General features: G+C 66.7%; 27 protein-coding genes. 6 read left to right on the top strand and 21 right to left on the bottom strand.

The window, feature by feature from the left end; translation table 11 throughout:
- Positions 1-115 precede the first annotated feature (115 nt).
- On the bottom strand, positions 116-1,150 hold the full coding sequence (locus tag ACZ2IA_RS15845; protein ID WP_470293558.1) for a CDP-6-deoxy-delta-3,4-glucoseen reductase: 1,035 nt from the start codon (positions 1,148-1,150) through the stop codon (positions 116-118).
- Positions 1,151-1,190: 40 nt separating this feature from the next.
- On the opposite strand from ACZ2IA_RS15845, the gene ACZ2IA_RS15850 reads away from it, so the two are divergent.
- A complete protein-coding gene (locus ACZ2IA_RS15850) occupies positions 1,191-2,063 on the top strand; it encodes an SDR family oxidoreductase (RefSeq protein WP_470293559.1) in 873 nt (290 codons plus the stop codon).
- Between the two features lie 63 nt (positions 2,064-2,126).
- Entirely contained in the window at positions 2,127-2,813 is a 687-nt protein-coding gene (trmB, locus tag ACZ2IA_RS15855; protein WP_470293560.1) for a tRNA (guanosine(46)-N7)-methyltransferase TrmB, read from the top strand.
- Between the two features lie 76 nt (positions 2,814-2,889).
- Here trmB and ACZ2IA_RS15860 read toward each other — a convergent pair whose 3' ends face one another.
- On the bottom strand, positions 2,890-3,378 hold the full coding sequence (locus ACZ2IA_RS15860; protein ID WP_470293561.1) for a glutathione peroxidase: 489 nt from the start codon (positions 3,376-3,378) through the stop codon (positions 2,890-2,892).
- Between the two features lie 60 nt (positions 3,379-3,438).
- Here ACZ2IA_RS15860 and ACZ2IA_RS15865 point away from each other — a divergent pair, with 60 nt between their 5' ends.
- Positions 3,439-3,915 (top strand): DUF1841 family protein, encoded by a 477-nt coding sequence (locus tag ACZ2IA_RS15865; protein WP_470293562.1) that lies wholly within the window; start codon positions 3,439-3,441, stop codon positions 3,913-3,915.
- A gap of 112 nt (positions 3,916-4,027) precedes the next feature.
- On the opposite strand, the gene ACZ2IA_RS15870 is transcribed toward ACZ2IA_RS15865, so the two are convergent.
- A complete protein-coding gene (locus tag ACZ2IA_RS15870) occupies positions 4,028-4,978 on the bottom strand; it encodes a D-2-hydroxyacid dehydrogenase (RefSeq protein ID WP_470293563.1) in 951 nt (316 codons plus the stop codon).
- 11 nt (positions 4,979-4,989) lie between these two features.
- Positions 4,990-5,763, bottom strand: coding sequence for a DUF2189 domain-containing protein (locus tag ACZ2IA_RS15875; RefSeq protein WP_470293564.1), 774 nt, complete (start codon positions 5,761-5,763; stop codon positions 4,990-4,992).
- 150 nt (positions 5,764-5,913) lie between these two features.
- Here ACZ2IA_RS15875 and ACZ2IA_RS15880 point away from each other — a divergent pair, with 150 nt between their 5' ends.
- A complete protein-coding gene (locus ACZ2IA_RS15880; RefSeq protein WP_470293565.1) occupies positions 5,914-6,243 on the top strand; it encodes an FKBP-type peptidyl-prolyl cis-trans isomerase in 330 nt (109 codons plus the stop codon).
- 76 nt (positions 6,244-6,319) lie between these two features.
- On the opposite strand, the gene ACZ2IA_RS15885 is transcribed toward ACZ2IA_RS15880, so the two are convergent.
- Positions 6,320-6,937 (bottom strand): DedA family protein, encoded by a 618-nt coding sequence (locus tag ACZ2IA_RS15885; protein WP_470293613.1) that lies wholly within the window; start codon positions 6,935-6,937, stop codon positions 6,320-6,322.
- Positions 6,938-7,056: 119 nt separating this feature from the next.
- Here ACZ2IA_RS15885 and alr point away from each other — a divergent pair, with 119 nt between their 5' ends.
- Entirely contained in the window at positions 7,057-8,130 is a 1,074-nt protein-coding gene (gene alr / locus ACZ2IA_RS15890) for an alanine racemase (protein ID WP_470293566.1), read from the top strand.
- Between the two features lie 77 nt (positions 8,131-8,207).
- On the opposite strand, the gene glmM is transcribed toward alr, so the two are convergent.
- The 4 genes from glmM to rlmE all read right to left on the bottom strand — a co-directional run bounded on the left by glmM (position 8,208) and on the right by rlmE (position 13,172).
- Positions 8,208-9,545, bottom strand: a complete 1,338-nt coding sequence (glmM, locus tag ACZ2IA_RS15895; protein WP_470293567.1) for a phosphoglucosamine mutase — start codon at positions 9,543-9,545, stop codon at positions 8,208-8,210.
- A gap of 115 nt (positions 9,546-9,660) precedes the next feature.
- Positions 9,661-10,491, bottom strand: a complete 831-nt coding sequence (gene folP / locus ACZ2IA_RS15900) for a dihydropteroate synthase (protein ID WP_470293568.1) — start codon at positions 10,489-10,491, stop codon at positions 9,661-9,663.
- A 76-nt stretch (positions 10,492-10,567) separates the two neighbouring features.
- Positions 10,568-12,475 (bottom strand): ATP-dependent zinc metalloprotease FtsH, encoded by a 1,908-nt coding sequence (gene ftsH / locus ACZ2IA_RS15905; protein ID WP_470293569.1) that lies wholly within the window; start codon positions 12,473-12,475, stop codon positions 10,568-10,570.
- A 79-nt stretch (positions 12,476-12,554) separates the two neighbouring features.
- Positions 12,555-13,172 carry a 23S rRNA (uridine(2552)-2'-O)-methyltransferase RlmE gene (gene rlmE, locus ACZ2IA_RS15910; protein ID WP_470293570.1) on the bottom strand — a complete coding sequence of 206 codons (618 nt, stop codon included), beginning with the start codon at positions 13,170-13,172 and terminating at the stop codon, positions 12,555-12,557.
- 196 nt (positions 13,173-13,368) lie between these two features.
- Between rlmE and yhbY the strand changes: the two genes are divergently transcribed.
- Entirely contained in the window at positions 13,369-13,692 is a 324-nt protein-coding gene (gene yhbY / locus ACZ2IA_RS15915; RefSeq protein WP_470293571.1) for a ribosome assembly RNA-binding protein YhbY, read from the top strand.
- 93 nt (positions 13,693-13,785) lie between these two features.
- On the opposite strand, the gene ACZ2IA_RS15920 is transcribed toward yhbY, so the two are convergent.
- From ACZ2IA_RS15920 to ACZ2IA_RS15975, 12 genes are all read right to left on the bottom strand, one after another.
- Positions 13,786-14,217 carry a DUF4149 domain-containing protein gene (locus ACZ2IA_RS15920; protein WP_470293572.1) on the bottom strand — a complete coding sequence of 144 codons (432 nt, stop codon included), beginning with the start codon at positions 14,215-14,217 and terminating at the stop codon, positions 13,786-13,788.
- A 21-nt stretch (positions 14,218-14,238) separates the two neighbouring features.
- The gene (gene greA, locus ACZ2IA_RS15925) at positions 14,239-14,715 is read right to left on the bottom strand and encodes a transcription elongation factor GreA (RefSeq protein WP_470293573.1); all 477 of its coding nucleotides are present in this window, start codon (positions 14,713-14,715) and stop codon (positions 14,239-14,241) included.
- Positions 14,716-14,861: 146 nt separating this feature from the next.
- Positions 14,862-18,077, bottom strand: coding sequence for a carbamoyl-phosphate synthase large subunit (gene carB, locus ACZ2IA_RS15930; RefSeq protein WP_470293574.1), 3,216 nt, complete (start codon positions 18,075-18,077; stop codon positions 14,862-14,864).
- 31 nt (positions 18,078-18,108) lie between these two features.
- A complete protein-coding gene (gene leuE / locus ACZ2IA_RS15935; protein WP_470293575.1) occupies positions 18,109-18,759 on the bottom strand; it encodes a leucine efflux protein LeuE in 651 nt (216 codons plus the stop codon).
- Between the two features lie 22 nt (positions 18,760-18,781).
- Entirely contained in the window at positions 18,782-19,912 is a 1,131-nt protein-coding gene (gene carA / locus ACZ2IA_RS15940) for a glutamine-hydrolyzing carbamoyl-phosphate synthase small subunit (protein WP_470293576.1), read from the bottom strand.
- A gap of 154 nt (positions 19,913-20,066) precedes the next feature.
- Positions 20,067-20,801 (bottom strand): type II secretion system protein N, encoded by a 735-nt coding sequence (gene gspN, locus ACZ2IA_RS15945; protein WP_470293577.1) that lies wholly within the window; start codon positions 20,799-20,801, stop codon positions 20,067-20,069.
- Complete coding sequence (locus ACZ2IA_RS15950) at positions 20,798-21,304, bottom strand: type II secretion system protein M (RefSeq protein ID WP_470293578.1); 507 nt, start codon at positions 21,302-21,304, stop codon at positions 20,798-20,800. The genes gspN and ACZ2IA_RS15950 overlap by 4 nt, the downstream gene beginning before the upstream one ends.
- The gene (gene gspL, locus ACZ2IA_RS15955) at positions 21,304-22,464 is read right to left on the bottom strand and encodes a type II secretion system protein GspL (RefSeq protein WP_470293579.1); all 1,161 of its coding nucleotides are present in this window, start codon (positions 22,462-22,464) and stop codon (positions 21,304-21,306) included. Before gspL ends, ACZ2IA_RS15950 begins: the two co-directional genes overlap by 1 nt.
- A complete protein-coding gene (gspK, locus tag ACZ2IA_RS15960; protein WP_470293580.1) occupies positions 22,421-23,374 on the bottom strand; it encodes a type II secretion system minor pseudopilin GspK in 954 nt (317 codons plus the stop codon). The genes gspL and gspK overlap by 44 nt, the downstream gene beginning before the upstream one ends.
- Complete coding sequence (locus ACZ2IA_RS15965; protein ID WP_470293581.1) at positions 23,371-23,913, bottom strand: type II secretion system protein GspJ; 543 nt, start codon at positions 23,911-23,913, stop codon at positions 23,371-23,373. The genes gspK and ACZ2IA_RS15965 overlap by 4 nt, the downstream gene beginning before the upstream one ends.
- Complete coding sequence (gspI, locus tag ACZ2IA_RS15970; protein WP_470293582.1) at positions 23,910-24,278, bottom strand: type II secretion system minor pseudopilin GspI; 369 nt, start codon at positions 24,276-24,278, stop codon at positions 23,910-23,912. The genes ACZ2IA_RS15965 and gspI overlap by 4 nt, the downstream gene beginning before the upstream one ends.
- Positions 24,275-24,745, bottom strand: coding sequence for a prepilin-type N-terminal cleavage/methylation domain-containing protein (locus ACZ2IA_RS15975; protein WP_470293583.1), 471 nt, complete (start codon positions 24,743-24,745; stop codon positions 24,275-24,277). The genes gspI and ACZ2IA_RS15975 overlap by 4 nt, the downstream gene beginning before the upstream one ends.
- Between the last annotated feature and the right edge of the window lie 10 nt (positions 24,746-24,755).

The raw sequence follows: 24,755 nt of genomic DNA on the forward strand, positions 1-24,755 counted from the left end.
CCGTTCAGCATAATCACGGGCGACCGGCGGCCGTTTGACCCAGATCAAGCCGGTAGCGCGCGCAAAAAAACAGCCCCGCATGCGGGGCTGTTTTCAGGGGACCGGTCAACTTCGCTCAGGCGGGGTTGGCGCCCTTCATGTCCTTGGACAGGAAGAAGGCGTCGGAGAAGAACTCCTCCTCCGGCAGCGCGCGCGTGGTGGTGAAGCTCGTGTGCGCCGCCTCGACCATCACCGGCGCACCGCAGGCGTACACCTGGTAGCCGGACAGGTCGGCGAAGTCGTCGAGCACCGCCTGGTGGACGAAACCGGTACGGCCGATCCAGTTGTCTTCCGGCAGCGCCTCGGACAACACCGGGATGAAGCTGAAACCCTGCAGCTGCTGTTGCCAGGAGCCGGCCAGCTCGGCCTGGTACAGGTCGGCCTTGGTGCGGGCGCCCCAGTACATCACCATCGGGCGGTCGATGCCGCTGTAGATAGCGTGCTCGATGATGCCCTTGATCGGCGCGAAGCCGGTGCCGCTGGCGATGAAGATGATCGGCTTGTCCGAGTCCTCGCGCAGGAAGAAGGTGCCGAGCGGCCCCTTGAAGCGCATGATCTCGCGCTCCTTCATCGTGTTGAACACGTACTCGGAGAAGCTGCCGCCCGGCTGGTTGCGGATGTGCAGTTCGATGAAGGCGTCGTCGTGCGGCGCGTTGGCGATCGAGAAGCTGCGCTTCTTGCCGTCGCGCATCAGGATGTCGATGTACTGGCCGGCGCGGAACTGCAGCCGCTCGGACACAGGCAGCTTCAGCTTCAGGATCGCGACGTCGTGCACTTTCTCGATCTTCTCGACCCGGCACGGCAGCGTCTTGATCTGGATGTCGCCGACGCCGGTGAGTTCGCGCACTTCGATGGTCAGGTCGCCCTGCGGCTTGGCGCAGCAGAACAGCGCCAGCCCTTGCGCCGCTTCCTGCTCGGTCAGCGCCTTGGACTGGTGAGCGCCCTGTTCGACCCGGCCCTCGACCACCTTGCCCTTGCAGGCGCCACAGGCGCCGTCACGGCAGCCGTACGGCAGGCCGACGCTATGACGCAACGCGGCGTCGAGAATGGTTTCGTGGTCTTCCACGGCGAAGGTGTGGCCGCTCGGAAGCACCTTGACCTGACACGTCATGTTTTCTCTACCCTTGGTGTTTGCTCGCTACAATGCCAGCATGCCTACCTTATTGATTATCGGTTTCGGCGACGTGGCGCGCCGCGCGGTGCCACGGCTGGCCGGCCACTGGCGGCTGATCGCCGCGGTGCGACGGCCGGAGCAGGCCGCCGCGGCGCGCGCTCTCGGGGTGATTCCCCTGCTAGTCGACCTCGACCGGCCGGCCTTACTGCCACGGCTGGCAGGCCTCGCCGAAGCGCTGCTCTATACCGCACCGCCGCCGGACAGCGGCGTGCGCGACCGGCGTTTGCGGCGCTGTCTGGCGACGCTGGCGAAAGCGGGCAGCATACCACAGCGGGTGGTGTACATCAGTACCAGCGGGGTGTACGGCGACGCCGGCGGCGGCTGGGTCGACGAGACCACGCCGTGCCGGCCGACCAGCGACCGGGCCCGGCGCCGGCTCGACGCCGAGACCGCGCTGCGGCGCTTTGCCGCCTGTCACGGCACCAGCGTCACCATCCTGCGCGCGCCCGGCATCTACGCCGCCGAGCGGCTGCCGCTGGCGCGCCTTGCCAATGGCACGCCGAGCATCGTCGCCGGCGAGGACAGCGTCAGCAATCACATCCACGCCGACGACCTGGCGATGCTGTGCGCCGCCGCGCTGCGCCGCCGCGGCGGGCTGCGCGTCTACAACGCCTGCGACGATGCGCCGCTGCCGATCGGCGACTGGTTCGACCGCCTAGCCGATGCCACCGGCCTGCCGCGCCCCGAACGGCTGCCGCGCGATCAGGTGCGGCAGCGAGTGTCGCCGGCGCTGTGGTCGTTTCTCGCCGAATCGCGCCGGCTCAGCAACGCCAGGTTGGCCGAACTGCAGGTGCGGCTCGCCTATCCGAGCGTCGACGCCTTCCTCGCCGGCTGGACGCCGCCGCGTTAGGCTCGCCTCACCGCGGCGGATTCGGTAACATCGCGTTCTTTTTGCGTTTTTCGGACAGGAACCATGGAAAATCCGGCCTACCAGCGACACATCAAGAGCTTCGTGCTGCGCCAGGGGCATTTGTCGGCGGCGCAGCAGCGCGCCATGAACGACGGTCTGCCGCGCTGGGGCATCGAGTACCGCGCCGAGCCGCTGGATCTGACCGCCGCGTTCGGCCGTCAAGCACCGAAGATCCTCGAGATCGGCTTCGGCATGGGCACCGCCACCGCCGAGATCGCCAACACCTGTCCGGACAACGACTACCTCGGCGTCGAGGTGCACTCGCCGGGCGTCGGCAACCTGCTGAAGCTGATCGGCGAGCAGGACATCACCAATCTGCGCATCATCCGCCACGACGCGGTCGAGGTGATCGATCACATGCTGGCGGACGGCTCGCTCGACGGCATCCACATCTTCTTCCCCGACCCGTGGCCGAAGAAGCGCCATCACAAGCGCCGGCTGATCCAGCCGCCGCTGATCGCCAAGCTGGTGAAGAAGCTGAAGACCGGCGGCTATCTGCACTGCGCCACCGACTGGGAAGAGTACGCGCAGCAGATGCTGGAGGTGCTGTCCGGCAACGACGAGCTCGCCAACAGCGCCGACGGCTTCGCGTCGCGTCCGGCCTACCGCCCGCTGACCAAGTTCGAGGCGCGCGGCATCAAGCTCGGCCACGGCGTCTGGGACGTGATCTTCACCCGCCGCGCCGCCTGATCCCACTCGGTCCCGCGCTCCGTTCGGCCAACCTTGCCAGGTTGGCCGAACGCATTTTGGGGCTGTGCGGTCGAACTCAGCCGGTCGACTTGCCGGCCAGCGCGGCGATGTCGTCGAGCAGCTCGTACGGCGCCACCGCCGGCTCGAAGCGTTTCACCACCCGGCCCTTCGGGTCGAGCAGGAACTTAGTGAAGTTCCACTTGATCGGCTGCGGCTTGGCGCTGTCGGCGCCGGTCAGCCAGCGCCACAGCGGATGGGCGCCCGGGCCGTTCACCTCGATCTTGTCGAACAGGTCGAAGCGGACCGCGAAGCGCGCCTCGCAGAACTGCGCGATCGCGTCGGCCGAGCCGGGCTCCTGGCCGCCGAACTGGTTGCACGGAAACGCCAGGATGGCGAGCTTCTCCGCCCCGAAGTGTTCGTACAGTTCCTGCAGGCCCTGGTATTGCGGGGTGTAGCCGCACTCGCTGGCGGTATTCACCACCAGCACGGTGCGACCGGCGTAATCGGCCAGCGATTCCTCATGACCGTCGAGGTGGCGGGCGCTGAAGTCGTGAAGCGTAGTCATGGCGGGTCTCCGTCGCTATCGCTATAATCTTACCCGAGTTTTTTAGTCGGGTTTTTAACGATGTTTACACCCAGTCGGCAGGATGCGCGGCGCTTCTTCTTCGACACCTGGGCCAAGCACCAGGCCGGACAGCCGCTGACCGATCTCGAGCAGATGACGTTCGCGATCCTGGTCGAACATCCCGAATACCATCCCATCCTAGACAATCCTGCGCGTTATCTCGAACGCGAATGGACTCCAGAGCTAGGCGAGACCAATCCGTTCCTGCATCTGGGCCTGCATCTGGCGATCGAGGAACAGCGCTCGATCGACCAGCCGTTCGGCATCCGTTCGCTGTACGCGCAGCTGGCGCTGCGCCTGGGCAGCGAGCACGACGCGCAGCACGCCTGTATGGACGCGCTCGGCGAAATGATCTGGCACGCCCAGCGCTACGGCGGCGGTCCGGACGTCAACCGCTACCTTTCCGGCATCCGCCAGCGACTCGGCCTCGACCCCGAGGACACGCCGCGCCTCAACCCGAACGAGATTCCGGACTGAGCCTGTACACGCCTCGTACCATGTCCCTCGCCTAGGCAGGACGGCTCATCACCATCGTAAAACAGGAACGGCGAGCCACCGGCTCGCCGTTCCTGTTATCGTCCCCGACGAATCACACCACCCGGTTGGCCTCGCGCCCACCGACAAAGGCGTTGATGTTGTCGACCACCTGCTGCGCCAGCCGCCCCATCGCCTCGCCGCTCGCCCACGCCACATGCGGGGTGACGATCAGGTGCGGCAGCCGCGCCTTCAACAGCGGGTTGCCGTCGCGCGGCGGCTCGACCGACAGCACGTCGAAGCCGGCGCCGCCGAGCTGGCCGTACTTCAGCGCCGCGACCAGCGCGTCCTCGTCGACCAGCCCGCCGCGGGCGGTGTTGATCAGGATCGCGCCCGGCTTCATCCGCACCAGCTCCGCCTCGCCGATCATTCCGCGCGTCTCGTCGTTGAGCGGGCAGTGCAGCGAAATCACGTCGGCCTGCGTGAGCACGGTGTCGAACGCCGTGTAGCCCGGCCGCACCGTCGCCGCGCCCTTGCGCTCGGCTTGCCACACCGTCATGCTGAACGCCTCGGCGCGCTTGGCCAGCGCCTGGCCGATGCCGCCACCGCCGACGAGGCCGAGCGTCGCACCGGCCAGATCGCGGATCGGCGCGCCGAAATGACAGAACTGCCCGGCGTTCTGCCAGACGCCAGCCGCGACGTCGCGCTGGTACGCCGGCAGATTGCGGCGCAGCGCCATCATCAGCATGAAGGCATGCTCGGCGACCGTGTCGTCGCCGTAGTGGCGCACATTGCACACCGCCACGCCGCGCGCGCGGCAGGCGTCGAGGTCGATATGGTTGACGCCGGTCGCGGCCACCGCGATCAGCTTGAGATCCGGCAGTTCGGCCAACAGCGCGCCGCTGATCGGCACCTTGTTGGTGATCAGGATGTCGGCACCGGCGGCGTGCCGCAGCAGCTGTTCGGCCGACGTGGCCGGGTACTCGGTGTAGCGGTGCGGAAAGCCAAAAACGGGAACCGGGACAGCCAGGCTGTCCCGGTCAAGAAACACGATGGAGTGGGTCATGAAGGGTCTGGTCAGCGCTCGTAGGTTATCAGGGCGCGGTAGGCATGCCAGGTGGCGAGGCCGATCACCGGCATGATGAAAACCAGCCCGATGAAGTAGGTCAAGAAGCCCACCGCCGTCAACGCCACGATGATAGCCGCCCATGCCAGCATCGTCAGCAGGTTCTTATAGACCGCCTGGAAGCTGGTGATCATCGCGGTGATCGCGTCGACCTCCTTGTCGAGCATCATCGGGATCGACACCATGCTGATCGCGAAGGTGAGCAGCGCGAAGAAGAAACCGGTACCGAAGTAGGCGACCAGGAACGTCAGGTTCTCCGGATGCAGCGCGTTCGTGATCAACGAGTTGATCGTCGGTAGCGGCCCCTCGAAGAACAGCGCGAACATCAACAGCGACACACGGAACCAGGCAAACACCAACACCGTCAGCAGCACCACGTACAGCGAGAAGCTCTGGATGTTGGCCCGCCAGGCGGTCAGGCTCTGCATCAGATTGATGCGCCGTCCGCCCATTTCCAGCTGCCGGGCGATGTCGTAGAGCCCGATCGCCAGGAACGGCCCGAGCAGCATGAACATCGTCGACAGCGTGATCACGTACTCGGGGGCGCGGTCGAAGTAGAACACCAACAGAAAGCCCATCACCACGAAGGCGACGCCGTACAGCATCGCGTCGGCCGGGGCGCGCTGCAGGTCGCGGTAACCTTGCTTCAACCAGGTCAGGGTATCGGACGGCTTGACGTGATGCACCACCGGGTGGTCCCGGGATGGTAGGTGGGTAATATCCATTACAGCCCCCTTCTAGCGAGTCGCGTGGCAAAAGCCCCAGTATTTTTCCGTTATAAGCCACATAACGGAAAAGACAACCGGTCGCCCCGGAGTCCGTCGCCGAGGCCTGCTACAATCGGTTTTCACTGTGACGCAACAAAAGGATGCCCGATGAGTAACGAACTGATCATTGACGAACTGGAACTGGGCCAGGGCGCCGAAGCGATCAAGGGCCAGGAAGTGACCGTGCACTACACCGGCTGGTTGACCGACGGCACCAAGTTCGATTCGAGCAAGGATCGCATGCAGCCGTTCACCTTCCCGCTCGGCGCGGGCTACGTGATCAAGGGCTGGGACGAAGGCGTGATCGGCATGAAAGTCGGTGGCAAGCGCAAGCTGACCATTCCGCCGCACCTCGGTTACGGCGCGCGCGGCGCTGGTGGCGTGATCCCGCCCGACGCCACTCTGGTGTTCGAAGTGGAGCTGCTGTCGGTGGGCTGAGCCCGCATTCCAACAGCAACAAACACAACGGGCTGCCCAAAAGGCAGCCCGTTTTGCATCAAACCCGCTCGGAGCACTATTTACGGTGCGTGGCCGTACCCAGCTTCTTCTTGCGCCAGCAGACCACCCCGACCGTCAGCAGCAGCAGCCCCACCGCCAGCAACAGCCCGGTCTGGCCGCGATGGACCATCAGCAGCAGCCACTCGCGGTTGGACGCGCCGAAGTCGCCCAGATACACCCAGACCGGCACCGAGATCAGCGCGGCCATGCCGTCCATCACCAAAAAGCGCAGGTAGGACACCTTGCCGCTCATCCCGGCGGTGATGAAGATCGGCGAGCGCAGCCCCGGCAGGAAGCGCGCGACGAACAGCACCCAGTTGCCGTACTTGTCGAACTTTCGCTGCACCGCCTGGAAGCGCTCCGGCGTCAGGATCCGCCCGAGCGGGCGAAAGCGCAGCACCCGCGGGCCGAACACGTGGCCAGCGGTAAACATCACGGCATCACCGAGCAACACCCCGGCCATCCCGACCGCGAACATCACGTGCACATTGGCATAGCCCAGACCGGAGATCACCCCACCGGCGACCAGCGTGATGTCCTCCGGAATCGGCACGCCGAAGCCGCACAGCAGCAGCACGAAAAACACGGCGAGGTAGCCGTAGCTCGTGAAGAAATCGAGTAAGAGCTGAAGAATATCCATTATTTTCCGCCGCGCCGCCGGCCGGTGAGGTTGCGTTTCCTGACGTACAGGCTAGTGTATGCAAGCATTAACGGCGGCTTATAATAGCACACCTCGTCGACCCACCATTTGCCATGACACGCCCTGTCTGTGTAGCCATCGACCTTGCGGCCGTACGGCACAACTACCTGATCTGTAAACAAAAAGCGCCCAACTCGCGCACGCTCGCTGTGATCAAGGCCGACGCCTACGGCCACGGCAGCCTGGCCGTCGCCGAAGCGCTGGCCGACATCGCCGATGGCTTCGCACTGCTCAATATCGAGGACGCGCTCCGCCTGCGCGAAGCGGGCATCGTCCAGCCGATCATGCTGCTCGAGGGCCCGTTCGACGCCGCCGAAGTCACCGCGATGAGCGAGCACCGCTTGAGCGGCGCGATCCACAGCGACCACCAGCTCGACTGGCTGCGCCGCGCGCCGCTGCCGCGCCCGCTCGAAGTCTGGCTCAAACTCAACAGCGGCATGAACCGGCTCGGCTTCCGGCCGGAGCGGCTGCCCGAACTGCTCGCCAGCCTCGCCGCGCTGCCGCAGGTGGTGCCGACCACGGTGATGACCCACTTCGCCACCGCCGACGACGCCCGCGGCATTGTGGCACAGTGGCCCGCGTTCCGGCAGGCCGCGCAGCCGAGCGGGCTGGCGCTGAGCGCCGCCAACTCGGCCGCGCTGTTCGCCTTCCCGGAGTGCCACGCCGACGCGGTCCGCCCTGGGCTGGTGCTGTACGGTGCCTCGCCGTTCGACGGCCTCACCGGCGCCGAGCTGGGCCTGAAGCCGGCGATGACCTTGACGGCCGAGGTCATCGCCGTCCAAGAGCTGCGACCCGGCGACAGCGTCGGCTACGGGGCGCTGTTCAGCGCCGAGCGGCCGATGCGGATCGGCGTGGTCGCCTGCGGTTACGGCGACGGTTACCCGCGCGTCGCGCCGACCGGCACCCCGGTCGGCATCGACGGCCGGCCCAGCCGCACCCTCGGTCGCGTCTCGATGGACATGCTGACGGTCGACCTGACCGAGTTGCCGCAGGCCGGCGTCGGCAGCCGGGTCGAACTGTGGGGGCCGAACGTGCCGATCGAGAAGGTCGCCGCCGAGGCCGGCACGATCGCCTACGAGCTGATGTGCGCGATCACCGCGCGGGTGCCGCGCCAGTTGCGGCGCTAATCGGCCGCTTCGATCCACCTTCTGCACTTGCACAAAACGCCGCGTCCAACGCGGCGTTTGCCATCGTACCGCCGGCCTCAGACCGCCGCACGCTCGATCGCGTCGGCGATGTCGCGCGCCCAGCGCTCGGCCAACCCCGCCTCATCCGCCTCGACCATCACCCGTACCACCGGTTCGGTACCGGACGGACGCAACACCACCCGACCGCGACCGGCCAGCGCCGCTTCGGCGTCGGCCAGCAGCGCCGCCGAGGCGTTCTTCCAGTCCTGCCCGTTCAGGCGCACGTTGATCAGCGTCTGCGGGAACGGCTGCCAGTCGCGGCATACGTCGGCAAGCTCCATCTGCAGCTCGGCCAGGCTGTTGAGCACCTGCAGCGCCGAGATGATGCCGTCGCCGGTCGTATGCTGGTCGAGGCACAGCACGTGGCCCGACGCTTCGCCGCCGACCTGCCAGCCGTTGGCGTGCAGCAGCTCCAGCACGTAGCGGTCGCCGACCTTGGCGCGCGCGAACGGCACGCCCTGTTCAGCCAACGCCAGCTCCATCGCCATATTGGTCATCACCGTGCCGACCACGCCGCCCTTCAGCTCGCCGCGCGCGGCGCGCGCCTTGGCGATCACGTAGATCAGCTGGTCGCCGTCGTAGGCGGCGCCGTCGCGGTCGACCATGATCAGGCGGTCGCCGTCGCCGTCGAGCGCGATGCCGTAATCGGCCGCGTGCTCGCGCACCGCCTGCTGCAGGGTCGCCGGATAGGTCGCGCCGACCTTGTCGTTGATGTTGTAACCGGACGGCTCGCCGCCGATCACGACCACCTCGGCGCCCAGCTCATGGAATACCTTCGGCGCGATGTGGTAGGTCGCACCGTGCGCACAATCGACCACGATCTTCAGGCCACGCAGATTGCGGTCGTTCGGGAAGCCACTCTTGCAGAATTCGATATAGCGGTCGGCGGCGCCTTCGATGCGGCGCGCCCGGCCGAGTTCGAGCGACGGCTTGGTGCCCATCGGCTGCTCGAGCATCGCCTCGATCTCGAGTTCGAGCGCGTCGTCCAGCTTCTTGCCGCCCTCGGCAAAAAACTTGATGCCATTATCCTGGAACGGGTTGTGCGACGCCGAGATCATCACGCCGGCCGACAGGCGCAACGCGCGGGTCAGATACGCGATGCCCGGCGTCGGCAGCGGGCCGGTCAACAGCACGTTGACGCCGGCGGCGGTGAAGCCGGCCTGCAGCGCCGCCTCGAGCATGTAGCCGGAGATCCGGGTGTCCTTGCCGATCAGCACGGTCGGGCGGGTCTGCGCCTCGTGGTTCACCAGCACCCGGCCAGCCGCGTAGCCGAGCTTCAGCACGAATTCCGGCGTGATCGGAAAACGACCGACCTCGCCACGCACGCCGTCGGTCCCAAAGTATTTACGAGCCATCGAAGCAATATCCTGAAAAAACTGGGGTAGTGTACCGTGCACCGTCCCTCCCCGGCCGTCTTTGGCCGACGATCGGACGCTGCGCAGTATATGACAAAGTAGTGGCGCGTGGTCCTTACAGCGCGGCCAGCACCTGCAGCGCCTGACGGGTTGCCTTCACATCGTGTACGCGGATGATCCTGGCACCGCGCCGCGCCGCCTCCAGCGCCACCGCCACGCTGGCCCCGAGTCGCTCGGCCGGCACGGTTTCACCGGTGATCGCCCCGAGCATCGACTTGCGCGACATCCCGACCAGCAGCGGTACGCCGGCGCGGCGCTCGAGCTCGGGCAACTGGCGCAGCAGCGCGAGATTGTGCTCCAGCGTCTTGCCGAAGCCGAAGCCGGGGTCGGCCAACAGCCGGTCGGCGGCGATGCCGGCATCGATGCACAACCGCACCCGGCGACCGAGGTAGTCGCCGACCTCGGAGACCACGTCGTCGTAACCGGGCTTGTCCTGCATCGTGTCCGGATTGCCCTGCTTGTGCATCAGGCACACCGCCACGTTGGCCGAAGCGGTGGCGAGCCCAAGCGCGCCGTCGTCCTCCAGCGCCGACACATCGTTGATCAGGTCGACCGCGCCGGTGGCGAGCGCCGCGCGCATCACGCTGGCGCGGCGGGTGTCGAGCGACAGCGGCACGCCGAGTCCGACCAACCTCTCCAGCACCGGCAACACCCGCTCCAGCTCCTCCTCGGGACTGACATGGGGCGCGTTCGGCCGGGTCGATTCGCCGCCGATATCGATCAGCGCCGCGCCATCCCTCACCATCTGCTCGGCGTGCGCCAGCGCGGTGTCGAGCCGGTCGAAGCGGCCGCCGTCGGAAAACGAGTCGGGGGTGACATTGAGGATGCCCATCACCAGCGGTTGGGACAGGTCGAGCCGGAAACGGCCGCACAGCAAAGAGGTCATCGGTAGATCGGATCCGTAGCAAAATAAAAGGCGGCAGCGTGCGCTGCCGCCTTGGCGGGAACGGGCAGAAGCTGGCTTACAGTTCCTGCGCCGGCATCGTGGTCGGCTCGGGCGCCGAAGCCGACGGCGTACCGCCATTGGTCGGCGTGTAGCCGTTGCCCGGTTTCGGCGGACGCGGCGGCCGGCCGGCCATGATGTCGTCGATCTGCTCGGCGTCGATGGTTTCCCATTCGAGCAGCGCGGCGGTCATCGCCTCGACCTTGTCGCGGTTCTCGTCGAGCAGGCGGCGTGCCAGCTTGTACTGCTCGTCGATGATGCGGCGGATCTCGCTGTCGACCTGCTGCATCGTCGCCTCGGACAGGTTCTTGTGCGTGGTGACCGAGCGACCGAGGAACACTTCGCCCTCGTTCTCGCCGTACACCATCGGGCCGAGCTTGTCGCTCATGCCGTAGCGGGTCACCATGTCGCGCGCCATCTGCGTCGCCCGCTCGAAGTCGTTCGAGGCGCCGGTGGTCATCTGGTTCATGAACAGCTCTTCGGCGATCCGGCCACCGAACAGGATGGCGACACGGTCGAGCAGATAACCGCGATCGTAGGCGTAACGGTCCTCTTCCGGCAGCTGCATCGTCACACCCAGCGCGCGGCCGCGCGGGATGATGGTGACCTTGTGCACCGGGTCGGACTTCGGCAGCAGCTTGGCGACCACCGCGTGACCGGACTCGTGGTAGGCGGTGTTCTTCTTCTCTTCCTCGGTCATCACCATGCTGCGGCGCTCGGCGCCCATCATGATTTTGTCCTTGGCGGCCTCGAAGTCTTCCATGTCGACCAGGCGCTTGTTGCGACGCGCGGCGAACAGCGCGGCCTCGTTCACCAAGTTGGCGAGGTCGGCGCCCGAGAAGCCTGGGGTACCGCGTGCGATGATCGGCGCGTCGACGTCGGCCGACACCGGCACCTTGCGCATGTGCACGGTCAGGATCTGTTCGCGGCCGCGGATGTCCGGCAGCGGCACCACCACCTGGCGGTCGAAGCGGCCCGGGCGCTGCAGCGCCGGGTCGAGCACGTCCGGACGGTTGGTCGCGGCGATCACGATCACCGTGGTATTGGTCTCGAAGCCATCCATCTCTACGAGCAGCTGGTTTAGCGTCTGCTCGCGTTCGTCGTTGCCACCGCCGAGGCCGGCGCCGCGCTGGCGGCCGACCGCGTCGATTTCATCGATGAAGATGATGCACGGCGAGTTCTTCTTGGCCTGCTCGAACATGTCGCGCACGCGGGCGGCGCCGACACCGACGAACATTTCGACGAAGTCGGACCCGGAAATGCTGAAGAACGGCACCTTCGCTTCACCGGCGATCGCCTTGGCCAGCAGCGTCTTACCGGTACCCGGGCTACCGCACAGCAGGATGCCGCGCGGAATCCGGCCACCGAGGCTCTGGTAGCGGGTCGGGTCGCGCAGGTAGTCGACGATCTCCTTCACCTCTTCCTTCGCCTCGTCGCAACCGGCGACGTCCTGGAAGGTGACGGTGTTGGTGTCCTGGTCGAGCATGCGCGCCTTGCTCTTGCCGAACGAGAACGCCCCGCCCTTGCCGCCGCCCTGCATCTGACGCATGAAGAACACCCAGACGCCGATCAAGAGCAGCATCGGGAACCAGCTGATAAAGATGTTCATCAGCAGGCTCGGCTCTTCTTCCGGCTTGGCGGCGAAGCGCACGTTGTTCTTGATCAGGTCGTCGACCAGCTGCGGGTCGTACGGCGCGTAGGTGGCAAACGTGGTGCCGTCCGAGCGTTTCCCTTTCAGCCACTGGCCACGCAACGGATGCCCCTCGATGGTCAGCGATTGCACCTTGCCGGACTCCACGTCACTGATGAACTGGGAGTACTCGACCTGGTTCTGCGCATCCTGGCGCTTATTGAACTGGTTGAATACTGTCATCAGCACCAGTCCGATAATCACCCAGATGGCGATATTCTTACCGATATTGTTCACTCGATGGGACTCCTTTGCGCCCTGACGCTCTTTGTGGCCCGTGTCATTAAACGAATTGTAAACCCGCCCCTGTGGAATGTCAGCGCCGTACCTTTCCCAGGAGGTAGATTTCATTGGAGCGGTCGCGCGAGGCCTTGGGCTTACGACTGACCACTTCGACGAAGAGTTCGCGCATCGCTTTCAGGTAATCCTGAAATTCGCTGCCCTGAAACACTTTGACGAGAAAATGGCCACCCGGTTTCAAATGATCGCGGGCGAATTCCAGCGCGAGCTCGGTCAGGTGGAAACTGCGAGCCTGATCGATCGCGCTCATCCCGGAGATATTGGGGGCCATATCGGAAATAACAAGGTCCAGCGCGCGACCGCCGAGCAACCGCACGAATTCGTCGAGCACTTCCTGCTCGCGGAAGTCACCCTGGATGAAGTCAACGCCCGGCAGCGGGTCCATCGGCAGGATGTCGAGCGCGAACACGCGGCCCTTGTCGCCGACGATCTGCGCGGCCACCTGCGACCAGCTGCCCGGCGCGCTGCCGAGGTCGGCCAGCACGGTGCCGGGGCGGATCAGCTTGTCCTTCTCGTTGATCTCCAACAGCTTGTAGGCGGCGCGCGAACGGTAACCGTCCTTTTGCGCCTGGTGGACGTAGTGGTCGTGGACGTGCTCGGACAGCCACGCCTTGCTGGTTTTGGATCGTGCCATGCGGTTTCGTGTCTGGGCGGACGGCGCTGCCGTCCGGATGATTCGGTGATCGGTCAGTTCCGATCGTAACGGAAAGTCGGCCTCGGCGGGTAAGCGCCGGACTTGTGGCTGTCGCGTTTTCGCCGGCTGTCGTCGGCGGCCTTGGGGCAACAGGCTAAAGTTTAGTAGAATCCGCTTTTATTCAGGAACCCTACCCATGAAAATCGAGCTGACTGCGGTCGAGCGCCAGTACCTGAAGGGGCTGGCTCACGGCCTGAACCCGGTGGTGATGATCGGCAATAACGGCCTGACCGAGGCGGTGATCCGCGAGGTGGCCGTCAACCTCGACGCCCACGAACTGATCAAGGTGCGCGTGCTCGGCGACGACCGCGACGCCCGCGTCGCCATGTACGAGCAGTTGTGCGACGAACTGGGCGCTGCGCCGGTGCAGCACATCGGCAAGCTCTTGGTGATGTGGCGCCCGTCGGACAAGGAAAAGATCGTACTGCCGAAGCCGAGCAAGAAGAAAGCGGCCAAATAAGCCCCTACTTCCCGGCAACAAAAGCGGTGGCCGTGGCCACCGCTTTTATTTTGCCCGTTCGGCCAAGCTAATCATACGGTTGGCCGAAGCGCCTCAACTGTCTCTTTTCAGCACATAAACCAAGCCGAGCAGGCTCTGCACCAGGTAGATCAGGCTGGAGATCGCGTGCCAAGTGGCGAAGCCGCCGCCGAACATGCCCTGCGCCGCGTGGTTCATGCCCTGCTTGAGCTGCGCGATGATCGGGGTGACGGCGAACTGGTTGATCACCGTGCAGGCGAGCATGCCGAACGCCACCCAGAACAGTGCGCCCTTCACCCCGCTCACCCCGTCACGCCAGATGATGTCGACCAGCAGGATCACCCCGCACAGCAGGCCGACCCAGCCGAGCACCGCGAAGATCCGTCCGGCCACCATCCCGGCGGTGACCCGGTCGAGCGAGGCGAACAGCAAGGGGGCGACCATCAGCCCAACGATCCACATCCCGCCGATCCACAGCGTGGCGGCGATGGCGCGTATCCAGTTCATGCAGACTCCCCGAGCGAGGTGTTAGCGGTAGTGAACGTCCAGCACTTCGTATTCGCGGATGCCGCCCGGCGCCATCACTTCGGCGACGTCGCCCGCCTCCTTGCCGATCAGCGCGCGCGCGATCGGCGAGTTGACCGAGACCTTGCCGAGCTTGATGTCGGCCTCGTCGTCGCCGACGATCTGGTAGGTCACGTTGTCTTCGGATTCCAGCTCGATCAGGTCGACGGTGGTGCCGAACACGATGCGGCCGTCGGCGTCGAGCTCGGCCGGGTTGATCACCTGGGCGTTGGACAGCTTGGCTTCCAGCTCGGCGATGCGGCCTTCGACGAAGGCCTGGCGTTCCTTGGCGGCGTCGTATTCGGCGTTTTCCGACAGGTCGCCGTGTGAGCGGGCTTCGGCGATGGCCTCGATCACCTTGGGACGCTCCACGCTCTTCAACCGCTGCAGCTCGTCCTTGAGCAGTTCCGCGCCACGCACGGTCAACGGGACTTTAATCATGGGTTTTCTCCAGGGCGGACTGGCCGCCGCGATACTAAAAACGCAAGCCGCCGTACGGGACGGCGGCTTGGCTGGTGCTTAACTTTGCAAGGATTGTAACGGCAAACGGCGTCCGGTTCAAAGTGTGGCCGAACGCCGCCGATCAATCACTTGGCATCGGCCACCTGGGCGTGCAGGCCCTGCAAGCTGTAGACGTCGAAGTCGTCGGCGTGCCCCATGCCCACGCAGACCGCCTTGGCGCCGGCCAGGGTGGTGTACTGCGGCACGCGCATCTGCAGCGCGCTGCGGCGGATCGAGTGGCTGTCCTGGATCGCCTGGCGCTTCTCGTCGACGGTGTTGATCACCAGCGCGATCTCGCCGTTCTTGATCATGTCGACGATGTGCGGACGGCCTTCGGCCACCTTGTTGACCACCTGCACCGCGATGCCAGCGTCCTGCAGCACCTTGCCGGTGCCGCGGGTCGCACACACGCCGAAGCCGAGGCGCTGCAGTTCGCGGGCGACTTCGACCGCGCCGGTCTTGTCGCTGTCGCGCACCGAGATGAACACCTTGCCGGTCTTCGGCAGGCGGTCGCCGGCGGCGAGCTGGCTCTTCACGTACGCCTCGGCGAAGGTGCGGCCGACGCCCATCACCTCGCCGGTCGACTTCATTTCCGGCCCGAGGATGGTGTCGACGCCCGGGAACTTGATGAACGGGAACACCGCTTCCTTCACCGCGTAGTACGGCGGCACGATTTCCTTGGTGAAGCCCTGTTCGGCCAGGCTGATACCGGCCATCGCGCGGGCGGCGATCTTCGCCAGCGGCGCGCTGGTCGCCTTGGAGACGAACGGCACGGTACGCGAGGCGCGCGGGTTCACTTCCAGCACGTAGATGGTGTCGCCCTGGATCGCGAACTGCACGTTCATCAGGCCGACCACGTTCAGCGCCTTCGCCATCGCGATGGTCTGGCGGCGGATCTCGTCCTGCACCGCCGGGAACAGGCTGTACGGCGGCAGCGAGCAGCCCGAGTCGCCGGAGTGCACACCGGCCTGCTCGACGTGCTGCATGATGCCGCCGATCACCACCTGCTCACCGTCGGACACCGCGTCGACGTCGACTTCGATCGCGTCGTTCAGGAAGCGGTCGAGCAGCACCGGGCTGTCGTTCGACACCTTGACCGCCTCGCGCATATAGCGCTCGAGGTCGGCCGGCTCGTGGACGATCTCCATCGCGCGGCCGCCCAGCACATAGCTTGGCCGCACCACCAGCGGGTAGCCGATCTCTTCGGCCAACTTCATCGCGTCGACCGGGTTGCGCGCGGTGCGGTTCGGCGGCTGCTTCAGGCCGAGTTCCTGCAGCAGCTTCTGGAAACGCTCGCGGTCTTCGGCGGCATCGATCATGTCCGGGCTGGTGCCGATGATCGGCACGCCGTTGGCTTCGAGCGCACGCGCCAGCTTCAGCGGGGTCTGGCCGCCGTACTGGACGATCACGCCGGTCGGCTTCTCGATGCGGCAGATTTCCAACACGTCTTCCAGCGTCAGCGGCTCGAAGTACAGGCGGTCGGAGGTGTCGTAGTCGGTCGACACGGTTTCCGGGTTGCAGTTGACCATGATGGTCTCGAAACCCGACTCACGCAGCGACAGCGCCGCATGCACGCAACAGTAGTCGAACTCGATGCCCTGGCCGATACGGTTCGGCCCGCCGCCGAGCACCATGATCTTCTTCTTGTCGGTCGGCTGCGACTCGCACTCTTCCTCGTAGCTCGAGTACATGTAGGCGGTGTCGGTGGCGAATTCGGCGGCGCAGGTGTCGACGCGCTTGTAGACCGGGTGCAGCTTCAGCGCCCAGCGCTTGGCGCGCACCGCGCCCTGGTCGACGCCGAGCAGCGTGCCGAGGCGACGGTCGGAGAAGCCCTTGCGCTTCAGGCGGCGCAGTTCGGCGTAGTCGAGCTCTTCGAGCTTGCGGCCGGCCAAGGCCTGCTCTTCGCCGACGATGTCCTCGATCTGCGCGAGGAACCACGGGTCGATCTTGCTGATTGCGAAGATGTCGTCGCGGGACAAGCCGGCGCGGAACGCGTCGGCGACGTAGAGGATGCGCTCCGGGCCCGGCGTGCCGAGCTCGTGACGGATTTCTTCCAGGTCGGTAGTCACCGAGTCGAAGCCGGACAGGCCGGTCTCCAGACCGCGCAGCGCCTTCTGCATCGATTCCTGCAGCGTGCGGCCCATCGCCATCACCTCGCCGACCGACTTCATCTGCGTGGTCAGCCGGTCGTCGGCCTGCGGGAATTTCTCGAACGCGAAGCGCGGGATCTTGGTGACGACGTAGTCGATCGACGGCTCGAACGACGCCGGGGTGTTGCCGCCGGTGATGTCGTTCTTCAGCTCGTCGAGGGTGAAGCCGACCGCCAGCTTGGCGGCGATCTTGGCGATCGGAAAGCCGGTGGCCTTCGACGCCAGAGCCGAGGAACGCGACACGCGCGGGTTCATCTCGATCACGATCATTTCGCCGGTGTCCGGGTTGGTCGCGAACTGCACGTTCGAACCGCCGGTGTCGACGCCGATCTCGCGCAGCACCGCCAGCGAGGCGTTGCGCATGATCTGGTATTCCTTGTCGGTCAGCGTCTGCGCCGGCGCGACGGTGATCGAGTCGCCGGTGTGCACGCCCATCGGGTCGAAGTTCTCGATCGAGCAGATGATGATGCAGTTGTCGTGCTTATCGCGCACCACTTCCATCTCGTACTCTTTCCAGCCGAGTACCGATTGCTCGATCAACAGTTCGTGCGTCGGCGACGCCTCGAAACCGCGCTCGCAGATCGCCAGGAATTCTTCCTTGTTGTACGCGATGCCGCCGCCCGAGCCGCCCATAGTGAACGACGGCCGGATCAGCGTCGGGAAGCCGACCTTGGTCTGCGCCGCCAACGACTCTTCCATCGTGTGGCAGACGAAGGACAGCGGACACGACAGGCCGATCTTGGCCATCGCCTCCTTGAAGCGGCCGCGGTCTTCGGCCTTGTCGATCGCGTCTTCGGTCGCGCCGATCAGCTCGACCTTGTACGTGTCGAGCACGCCGTTGCGAGCCAGATCGAGCGCACAGTTCAGCGCGGTCTGGCCGCCCATCGTCGGCAGGATCGCGTCCGGGCGCTCCTTGGCGATGATCTTCTCGACCACCTGCCAGTTGATCGGCTCGATGTAGGTGACGTCGGCCATGTTCGGGTCGGTCATGATGGTGGCCGGATTGCTGTTGACCAGAATGACCTTGTAACCCTCTTCGCGCAGCGCCTTGCACGCCTGCGCGCCGGAATAGTCGAATTCGCAGGCCTGACCGATCACGATCGGGCCGGCGCCAATAATCAGAATGCTTTTAATGTCGGTACGTTTCGGCATCGCTCTATCTCGATATTCAATTCGGTATTGCTTAATTCAGGCTGGCCGCGGCCAGCTTGGCCCCAAAGCCCAGGAACAGTACGCCCACCCCGCCGCTCGCCGCGCTGGCCAGGCGGCGCCGTGCGCGGAACGCCGCCGCCAGGCGCGCTCCGGCCAGGATCAGCACGGTCAGGTAGGTGGCGCTGCAGACCTGCAACATCAGCCCGAGCGCGACGAAGGTCAGCGCCGGATGCGGGTACGCAGGGTCGACGAACTGCACGAAAAACGACAGGAAGAACAGGATCGCCTTGGGGTTCATCAGGCTGATCGACAGCGCCCGGGCGAACGGGTTGCGCGTGTCCACCGTCAGCGCCACCGTCTCGCTCTCGACCGGCGCCGGGCCGAACCAGCTCTTGACCGCGCCCTTCAGCATGTTGACGCCGATCCAGGCGAGGTACGCGGCACCGGCGTATTTCAGCACCATGAACAACCCCGGCAGCGCCTTGAGGATCGACGCGGCACCGGCCGCGGTGGCGATCATCAGCATCGCGTCGCCGGCAAACACCCCGAACGCACCGACGAAGCCGGCCTTCACCCCGCGCTGCGCTGCCACCGACAGCACGTACAGCGAGTTCGGCCCCGGCAGCAGCACGATGAAGATGGTGCCGATCAGGTAGGTCAACGGGTCGGTGATGCCAAACATGGTCTCTCCTGCGTTTTCCGGCTCAGCGCTGGCGCTCGGCCAACAGCGCGACGAAGCGGTCGAACAGGTAGGCGACGTCGTTCGGGCCCGGGCTCGCTTCCGGGTGGCCCTGGAACGAGAACGCCGGACGGTCGGTCAACGCGATGCCCTGCACGGTACCGTCGAACAGCGAACGGTGGGTGACGCGCACATTGGCCGGCAGGCTGGTCTCGTCGACCTGGAAGCCGTGGTTCTGGCTGGTGATCATCACGCGGCCGGAGTCGAGGTCCTGCACTGGGTGGTTGGCGCCGTGGTGGCCGAACTTCATCTTCGAGGTCTTGCCGCCGGTGGCGAGGCCGAGCAGCTGGTGGCCGAGACAGATGCCGAACACCGGCAGCTTCGTGTCGAGGATCTGCTTGATCGCTTCGATCGCGTAGTCGCACGGTTCCGGGTCCCCCGGGCCGTTCGACAGGAACACGCCGTCCGGGTTGAGCGCCAGCACATCTTTCGCCGAAGTCTGAGCCGGCACCACGGTCAGGCGGCAGCCGCGTTCGGCCAACATGCGCAGGATGTTGTGCTTGACGCCGAAGTCGTACGCGACCACGTGGTACTTGGCCTCGGCCTGGGCACCGTAACCTTCGCCGAGACGCCACTCGCGGGTGTCCCAGTGGTAGGTCTGCTCGCAGCTGACCACCTTGGCCAGATCCTGGCCGGCCATGCTGCCGAAGCCCTTGGCCAGTTCGACCGCGCGCGCCTCGTCGAGGTCGGCACCGGCCATGATGCAGCCTGCCTGCGCGCCCTTCTCGCGCAGCAGACGGGTCAGCTTGCGGGTGTCGATGTCGGCGATCGCGACGACGTTGTTGGCCTGCAGGTAGCCGGACAGCGAATGCTCGGCGCGGAAGTTGCTGTGCAACAGCGGCAGATCGCGAATGATCAGCCCCGACGCAAAAACGGCGCGGGATTCGGTGTCTTCCGAATTCGCGCCGACGTTGCCGATATGCGGATACGTCAAGGTGACGAGTTGTTTGGTGTACGAGGGATCGGTGAGGATCTCCTGGTAACCGGTAATGGCGGTATTGAAGACCACTTCGCCAACGGTGAAACCAGCGGCACCGATGGCAGTGCCTTTGAATATCGTACCGTCAGCCAAGGCAAGAAGTGCGGGCATGGACATTGGCTGGCTCCTGTTTGCTGTTTGCATTTGCTGCTTTTATGATGGCTTGATGCGAATAACGGGACTCAGTGCGGCGGCACTTGTCCCGTTTGGTTAAACCTTTCAATAATAACGTGATTTTCGTCCAGGCACAACAGCAGGACGGGCTAATTCGCTACTTCAGCTGCCAGGCGTACTGGTTCTCGCCGACCTGACGCCCCATCAGCAACAGCAGCGGCCGCAGCGCTTCGGCCTGCTCCGGCGGGCTGCTGGCGTTGCCGGCCAGCATCAGCCGCGCGCCCGGCTGCCAGTGGCCGCCGCCCTCCAGCGTCAGCGGCCCGGCCAGCGTCGCCAGCGCCAGGCCGACGCCGTTGCCTGTACCGGTGACGTTTAAGCGATAGCGGCCGAACGGCCGCACCGTGCTGACGTTGGCGCTGGCGCCGTCCCAGTCGAGCTGCAGTTGCCCGGCAAACTGGCCGCGCTGCCAGCGCCATGACTCGAGCTGCAGCGCGAGCTGCCCGCCGAGGCCCGCCCCGCGCCAGGCCGGCGCCGCCTCGGCAATCGCCGCCGCCGGCAGCACGAGCACCAGTTGCTCAATTTGGACGCCGCGCGGACTCAGCGCCAGCCGGCCCTTCCGGCCGGGCGTATCGAGCCGCCAGGCGAGTTCGCCGCGCCACAAGGCCTTGGCCTCGAAGCGCCAACTCAAGCGGCTCGACGGTAGCGCCTCGCGCTCACCTTGATAATAGAGCTGGCCTTGCCCCTGCCAGACGCTGCCGCTGGCTTCGGCCAGACGCAGATACCGCTGGCTCGTGGCGGCCAGCGCCGTATCGAGCAGGCTGGCCGGCGCCGCCGCCAGCGCGCCGAGTCCCAGGCCGGCCGCGACCAGCGACCAGCGGTAGCGTCGCCTCATGCCTCGCCCCCGCCCTGCACCAACAGCGCCTTCAGCCGCACCTTGCCCGGGCCGATCGCGTCGGCCTGCAGCCGCACCAGCCGAATCTGTTGCTGCGCAGCCAGCTCGCCGGCGAACTGCAGCCAACGGTCGAACACCGCCTCGCCGGCGAGCGTCACGCCGTACTCGCCGTCGGCGGCCAGCGTCAGGCCGGACAGGCCGTGCTGGCTCAGCATCTGCTGCAGCAAGGGCTGCAGTTCGGCCGCCTTGCGCGGCGCGGCGGCCGGCTGGCGCTTCAGCGGCCGCGCCTCGGCGTCAAGCCTTTCCAGCGTCGCCACCTCGGCCGCCAGCCGGACGATGCTCGCCCTGTTGCGCGCGATCTGCTTCTCGGCCGGCTGCCAAATCGCGAGATACACCAGCGTTGCACCCAGCACCAGCGCCAGTGTCGCCAGCAACACCCGCTCGCGCGGGTTGCGCGCCGCCCACATGCGGCCGGCCTGAGCCTGCCATGCCATCGTTGCCATTACGGTTCCTCCGTCACGAGCAGTTGCTGGCTGCCGTTTTCGCCGCGCTGCTGGGTCAGCGCAATGCGCCGCTCGGCCAGCTGCGCGCGCCAGCGGGTCAGCGAAGCCGGCGGCAGCGCCGCGACGGTCAACTCCAGCCTGCCGTTGTCGTAGTTGAGTCGTTGCACGGTCAGCTCGCTGCCGGTCACCCGGGCCAGCGCGCCCATCAGCGCCAGGCCATCGTCGCGCGCCGGCAGGCCGTGCGCCAGCCGCAACCTGTCGACCGCGCGCGTCACCGGCAGCGTCGCCATCCCCGGCAGCGCCGGGGACGTCAGCCACGGCGTGCTCAGCGCCTTACTGCGTTCGGCCAGGCGCGACTTCTGCCAGGCGGTCCAGCCCAGTTCGCCGAGCAGCAACGCCAGCTGCAACGCGATCAACAGGCCGGCGACGAGGCCGAGCTTGCGCGCCAGCGGCCAGTAACGCCGGCTGAAGTGACGCGCCGCCAGCTCGCCGGTAGCGAAGTCGACGCTGCCGTCGGCGAGGCCCCGGCGCCAGTCGAACGGCGCGACCCGCACCGCCTCGTGCACCGGCAGCCATTCGGCCAACGCGTCCGCCGCGCCGTGCAGCGTCAGCGGGCCGTCGGCACCGGCCGCCAGCGCCGGCAACAGCGCCGCCTCGCTGCCGGCCGGCAGCCAGCACGGCGCCTGCGGCAGCCGCGCCAGCCAGCCCTGCTCGAGCGGTGCCAGTGCCCAGCCGGCCGCCGGCAGCGGCAGCAACGCCTCCTCCGGCACGATCCGGTCAGGGGCACGGCCGAGCTGGCGCAGCATCGCCACCGCGCGCTTCACCGGCGCCGCCTCGGTCAGCGCCACATGGCGACGACCGTCGGCGAGCAGCTTGCCGACCAGGTACAGGTTGGCCGAAGGGTCGTTGGCGAGCTGGTCCTCGAGCGCGTAGCCGATCAGCTGCGGCGTCGGCTCGCGCTGGCCGTCCGGCAGCTTCACCGCGGTGAACAGCGTCCGTCCGGCCGGCAGCACCAGCTCCACCGCGGCGGTGGCCGGCCAGCCGGACGGCGCGGCGTCGCCGCTGTCGCGGCGCTGACCGTGCGCGTCGAGCAGCGCCCAGGGCAGATTAGCGGCGTTATCGGGCCAGCCCGGCGTCAGATGGAGTCGCAGTATCGTCATGATTGTCCGTATTGGTCGGCGGCAAGCCGCCCTCTTCGCGCCACACCAGGCTCACCTCGCCGGAACGGCGCAGCAGCGTGCGCTGCTTGAGCCGCACCGGCGCCTTGCTGACTTCGCTGTCGAGCAGGAAATAGCCGCTCTTCACGTCGAACAGCGCCTTGTCGGGCTTCAGCTTGTCCGGCAGCACTAGCTTGGCCTGAAAATCTTCCTGATCTTTGAAAGGCAGCGCCTTGCGCTGGTTGAGCAGCGCCAAGCGGCGACCGCTGTCGAGCGCCGGCACCAGCGCCGCCAGCACCTCCGGTGTGGCGGTGTTGACGTTGATCGCGGTGGCGCTGGTTTCCGGCAACGCCACCACCTGCGGCAGCAGCCGCGCCAGCACCTCGGGGCGGTAGCCCGGCACCCAGGCGAGCTGGCTGGCGCGCTCCAGCCGGCGCGGCGGGCCACTCGCGGCATTCTTGTCATCGTCGCCGCGCGCGCCCATCCAGGCCAGTAGCGGTTCGGTCAAGGTCGGCGGCTGGCCGAGCGTCACGAGCAGCTGCCGGTACAGCTTCAGCTGCGGCGGGTTGATCTTGCCGGTGTTGCCGTCGACCAGATTGTTCAGATTGAAGCGCGCCTGGGCGTCGCTGATCTGGCCGGTAACGCTGAAGCCCTGCGCATCGAGCTTGGGCAGCGGCTGCGCCCACAATTCGCCCAGATGGTCGATGCTGGTGCTCATGCCGTCGAAGCGCAGCAGGTCCATCGCCCAGGCGAGGCCGCCGTCGGCCGCCAGCCGCACCCCGGCGCGCGCGCGGTCCTGCTCGACCTGGCGCAGCCACAGCCCCTGCTGCCACAGCACCAAGGCCGACGCGCTCGCCGCCAGCGCGACGATCAACAGCGCCATCACCACTGCCATGCCATCTTGGCGCCTCATGGCAGTGCCCAGACGCGGCGGATCGGCTCGCTGCCCGGCGTTGTCACCGCCATCTCCAGCGCCCGGGCGGTCTCGCCCGGCACTGGCCAGCTGTCGAGCCAGTTGCCGCTCGCCGTCAGCACCCTGAAGTGCACCGGGCTGTCGGCCGGCAGCAAGGGCAGGAAGTTGGCCGTCAGTTCCGGCGCGCCGGCCGCCCAGGCCAGGCCTTGGCCGTCGGCGCGGTAGCGCAGCGCCTCGCGCCCGCCCTGGTAGCGCGCCGAGAAGCGCGTCAGCACCAGCTGCTGGCGTGGGCCGTCCAGCTGCAACAGCAGCGGCGGCACGCCGTTGTTCACCTGCGCGACAGACGGCAGTTCGGCCAACTCGCCCTCGAGCCGACGGAACGCGCGTGCCAACTCGACCCAGCGGGTGCCGGTGTCCATCAGCCGCTCGCGTGCGATCAACAGGTTGCCGAAGGCGCGGTAGCCGAGTACCGACAGGATCGCCAACAGGCTCATCGCGACCAGGAGCTCGATCAGGGTCAGGCCGCCCTGCCGCTTCATCCGCCACCTCCCGGCAGTCGCAGGAAGCCGTTCAGCTCGGCCAATACATAGTCGCCGCGCTTCACCCTCATCAGCACCCGGCGCAAGCGCGGATCGGGCGTCTCAATCACCTCGCGCTCCCAGCGCAACAGCACGCCGCCCTGTTTGACCTCGCCGGCGGCGGTCCCCTGCGCCGGCCACTCGCGCCGCGCGACCATCAACGCCAGCTGGTTCTGCGCCTCCCAGGTCGCCAGCATCTTCAGCCGCAGGCCTTCGCTATTGTCGGCGGCAAGGCCGGTGGCGCGCAGCAGCGCCGCCAGCGCGATCGCCATGATCGCCAGTGCCACCAGCACCTCGAACAGGGTGAAACCGCGTTGCCGGCTCACGACAGCGCCCCGACGCTGGCCTTGCCGAGTGGCGACAGCTGGATCCGGCGCCGCCGCTCGCCGGCGCGCAGGATCAATTCGTACGGCCGCGCCTGGCCCTGCTCGACCAGCCACAGCGGCTGCCCGGGCGGCTGCGCGACGCCGTTAAGTTTCACCGACTCGCTGCTGATGCCGTCCGGCCAACGGTGCGCGGCGAAGAACGCATCGCTCGGCGCCTGCCAGCGGCCATCGTCGTCGAGCTCGCGGAACGCATAGCCCTCGGCGCTCCAGACCAGCGCCAGCGGCTGGCCGAGCTCGGCGGCGTCGACCGCCTGCTCGAGCACCCGGGCGAAGCGCCACGCCTCGTCCTCGGCGGCCCGGTGCGTGTCGGGCGCCAGGCTGAGCGTCAGCGTGGTCGCCATGATGCTGATGATCAGCATCACCACCAACAGCTCGATCAGCGTAAACCCTGCGGCGCGCGAGTGCATGGTCGGCCGG

The organism is Crenobacter sp. CS_VA4, from assembly GCF_055597485.1.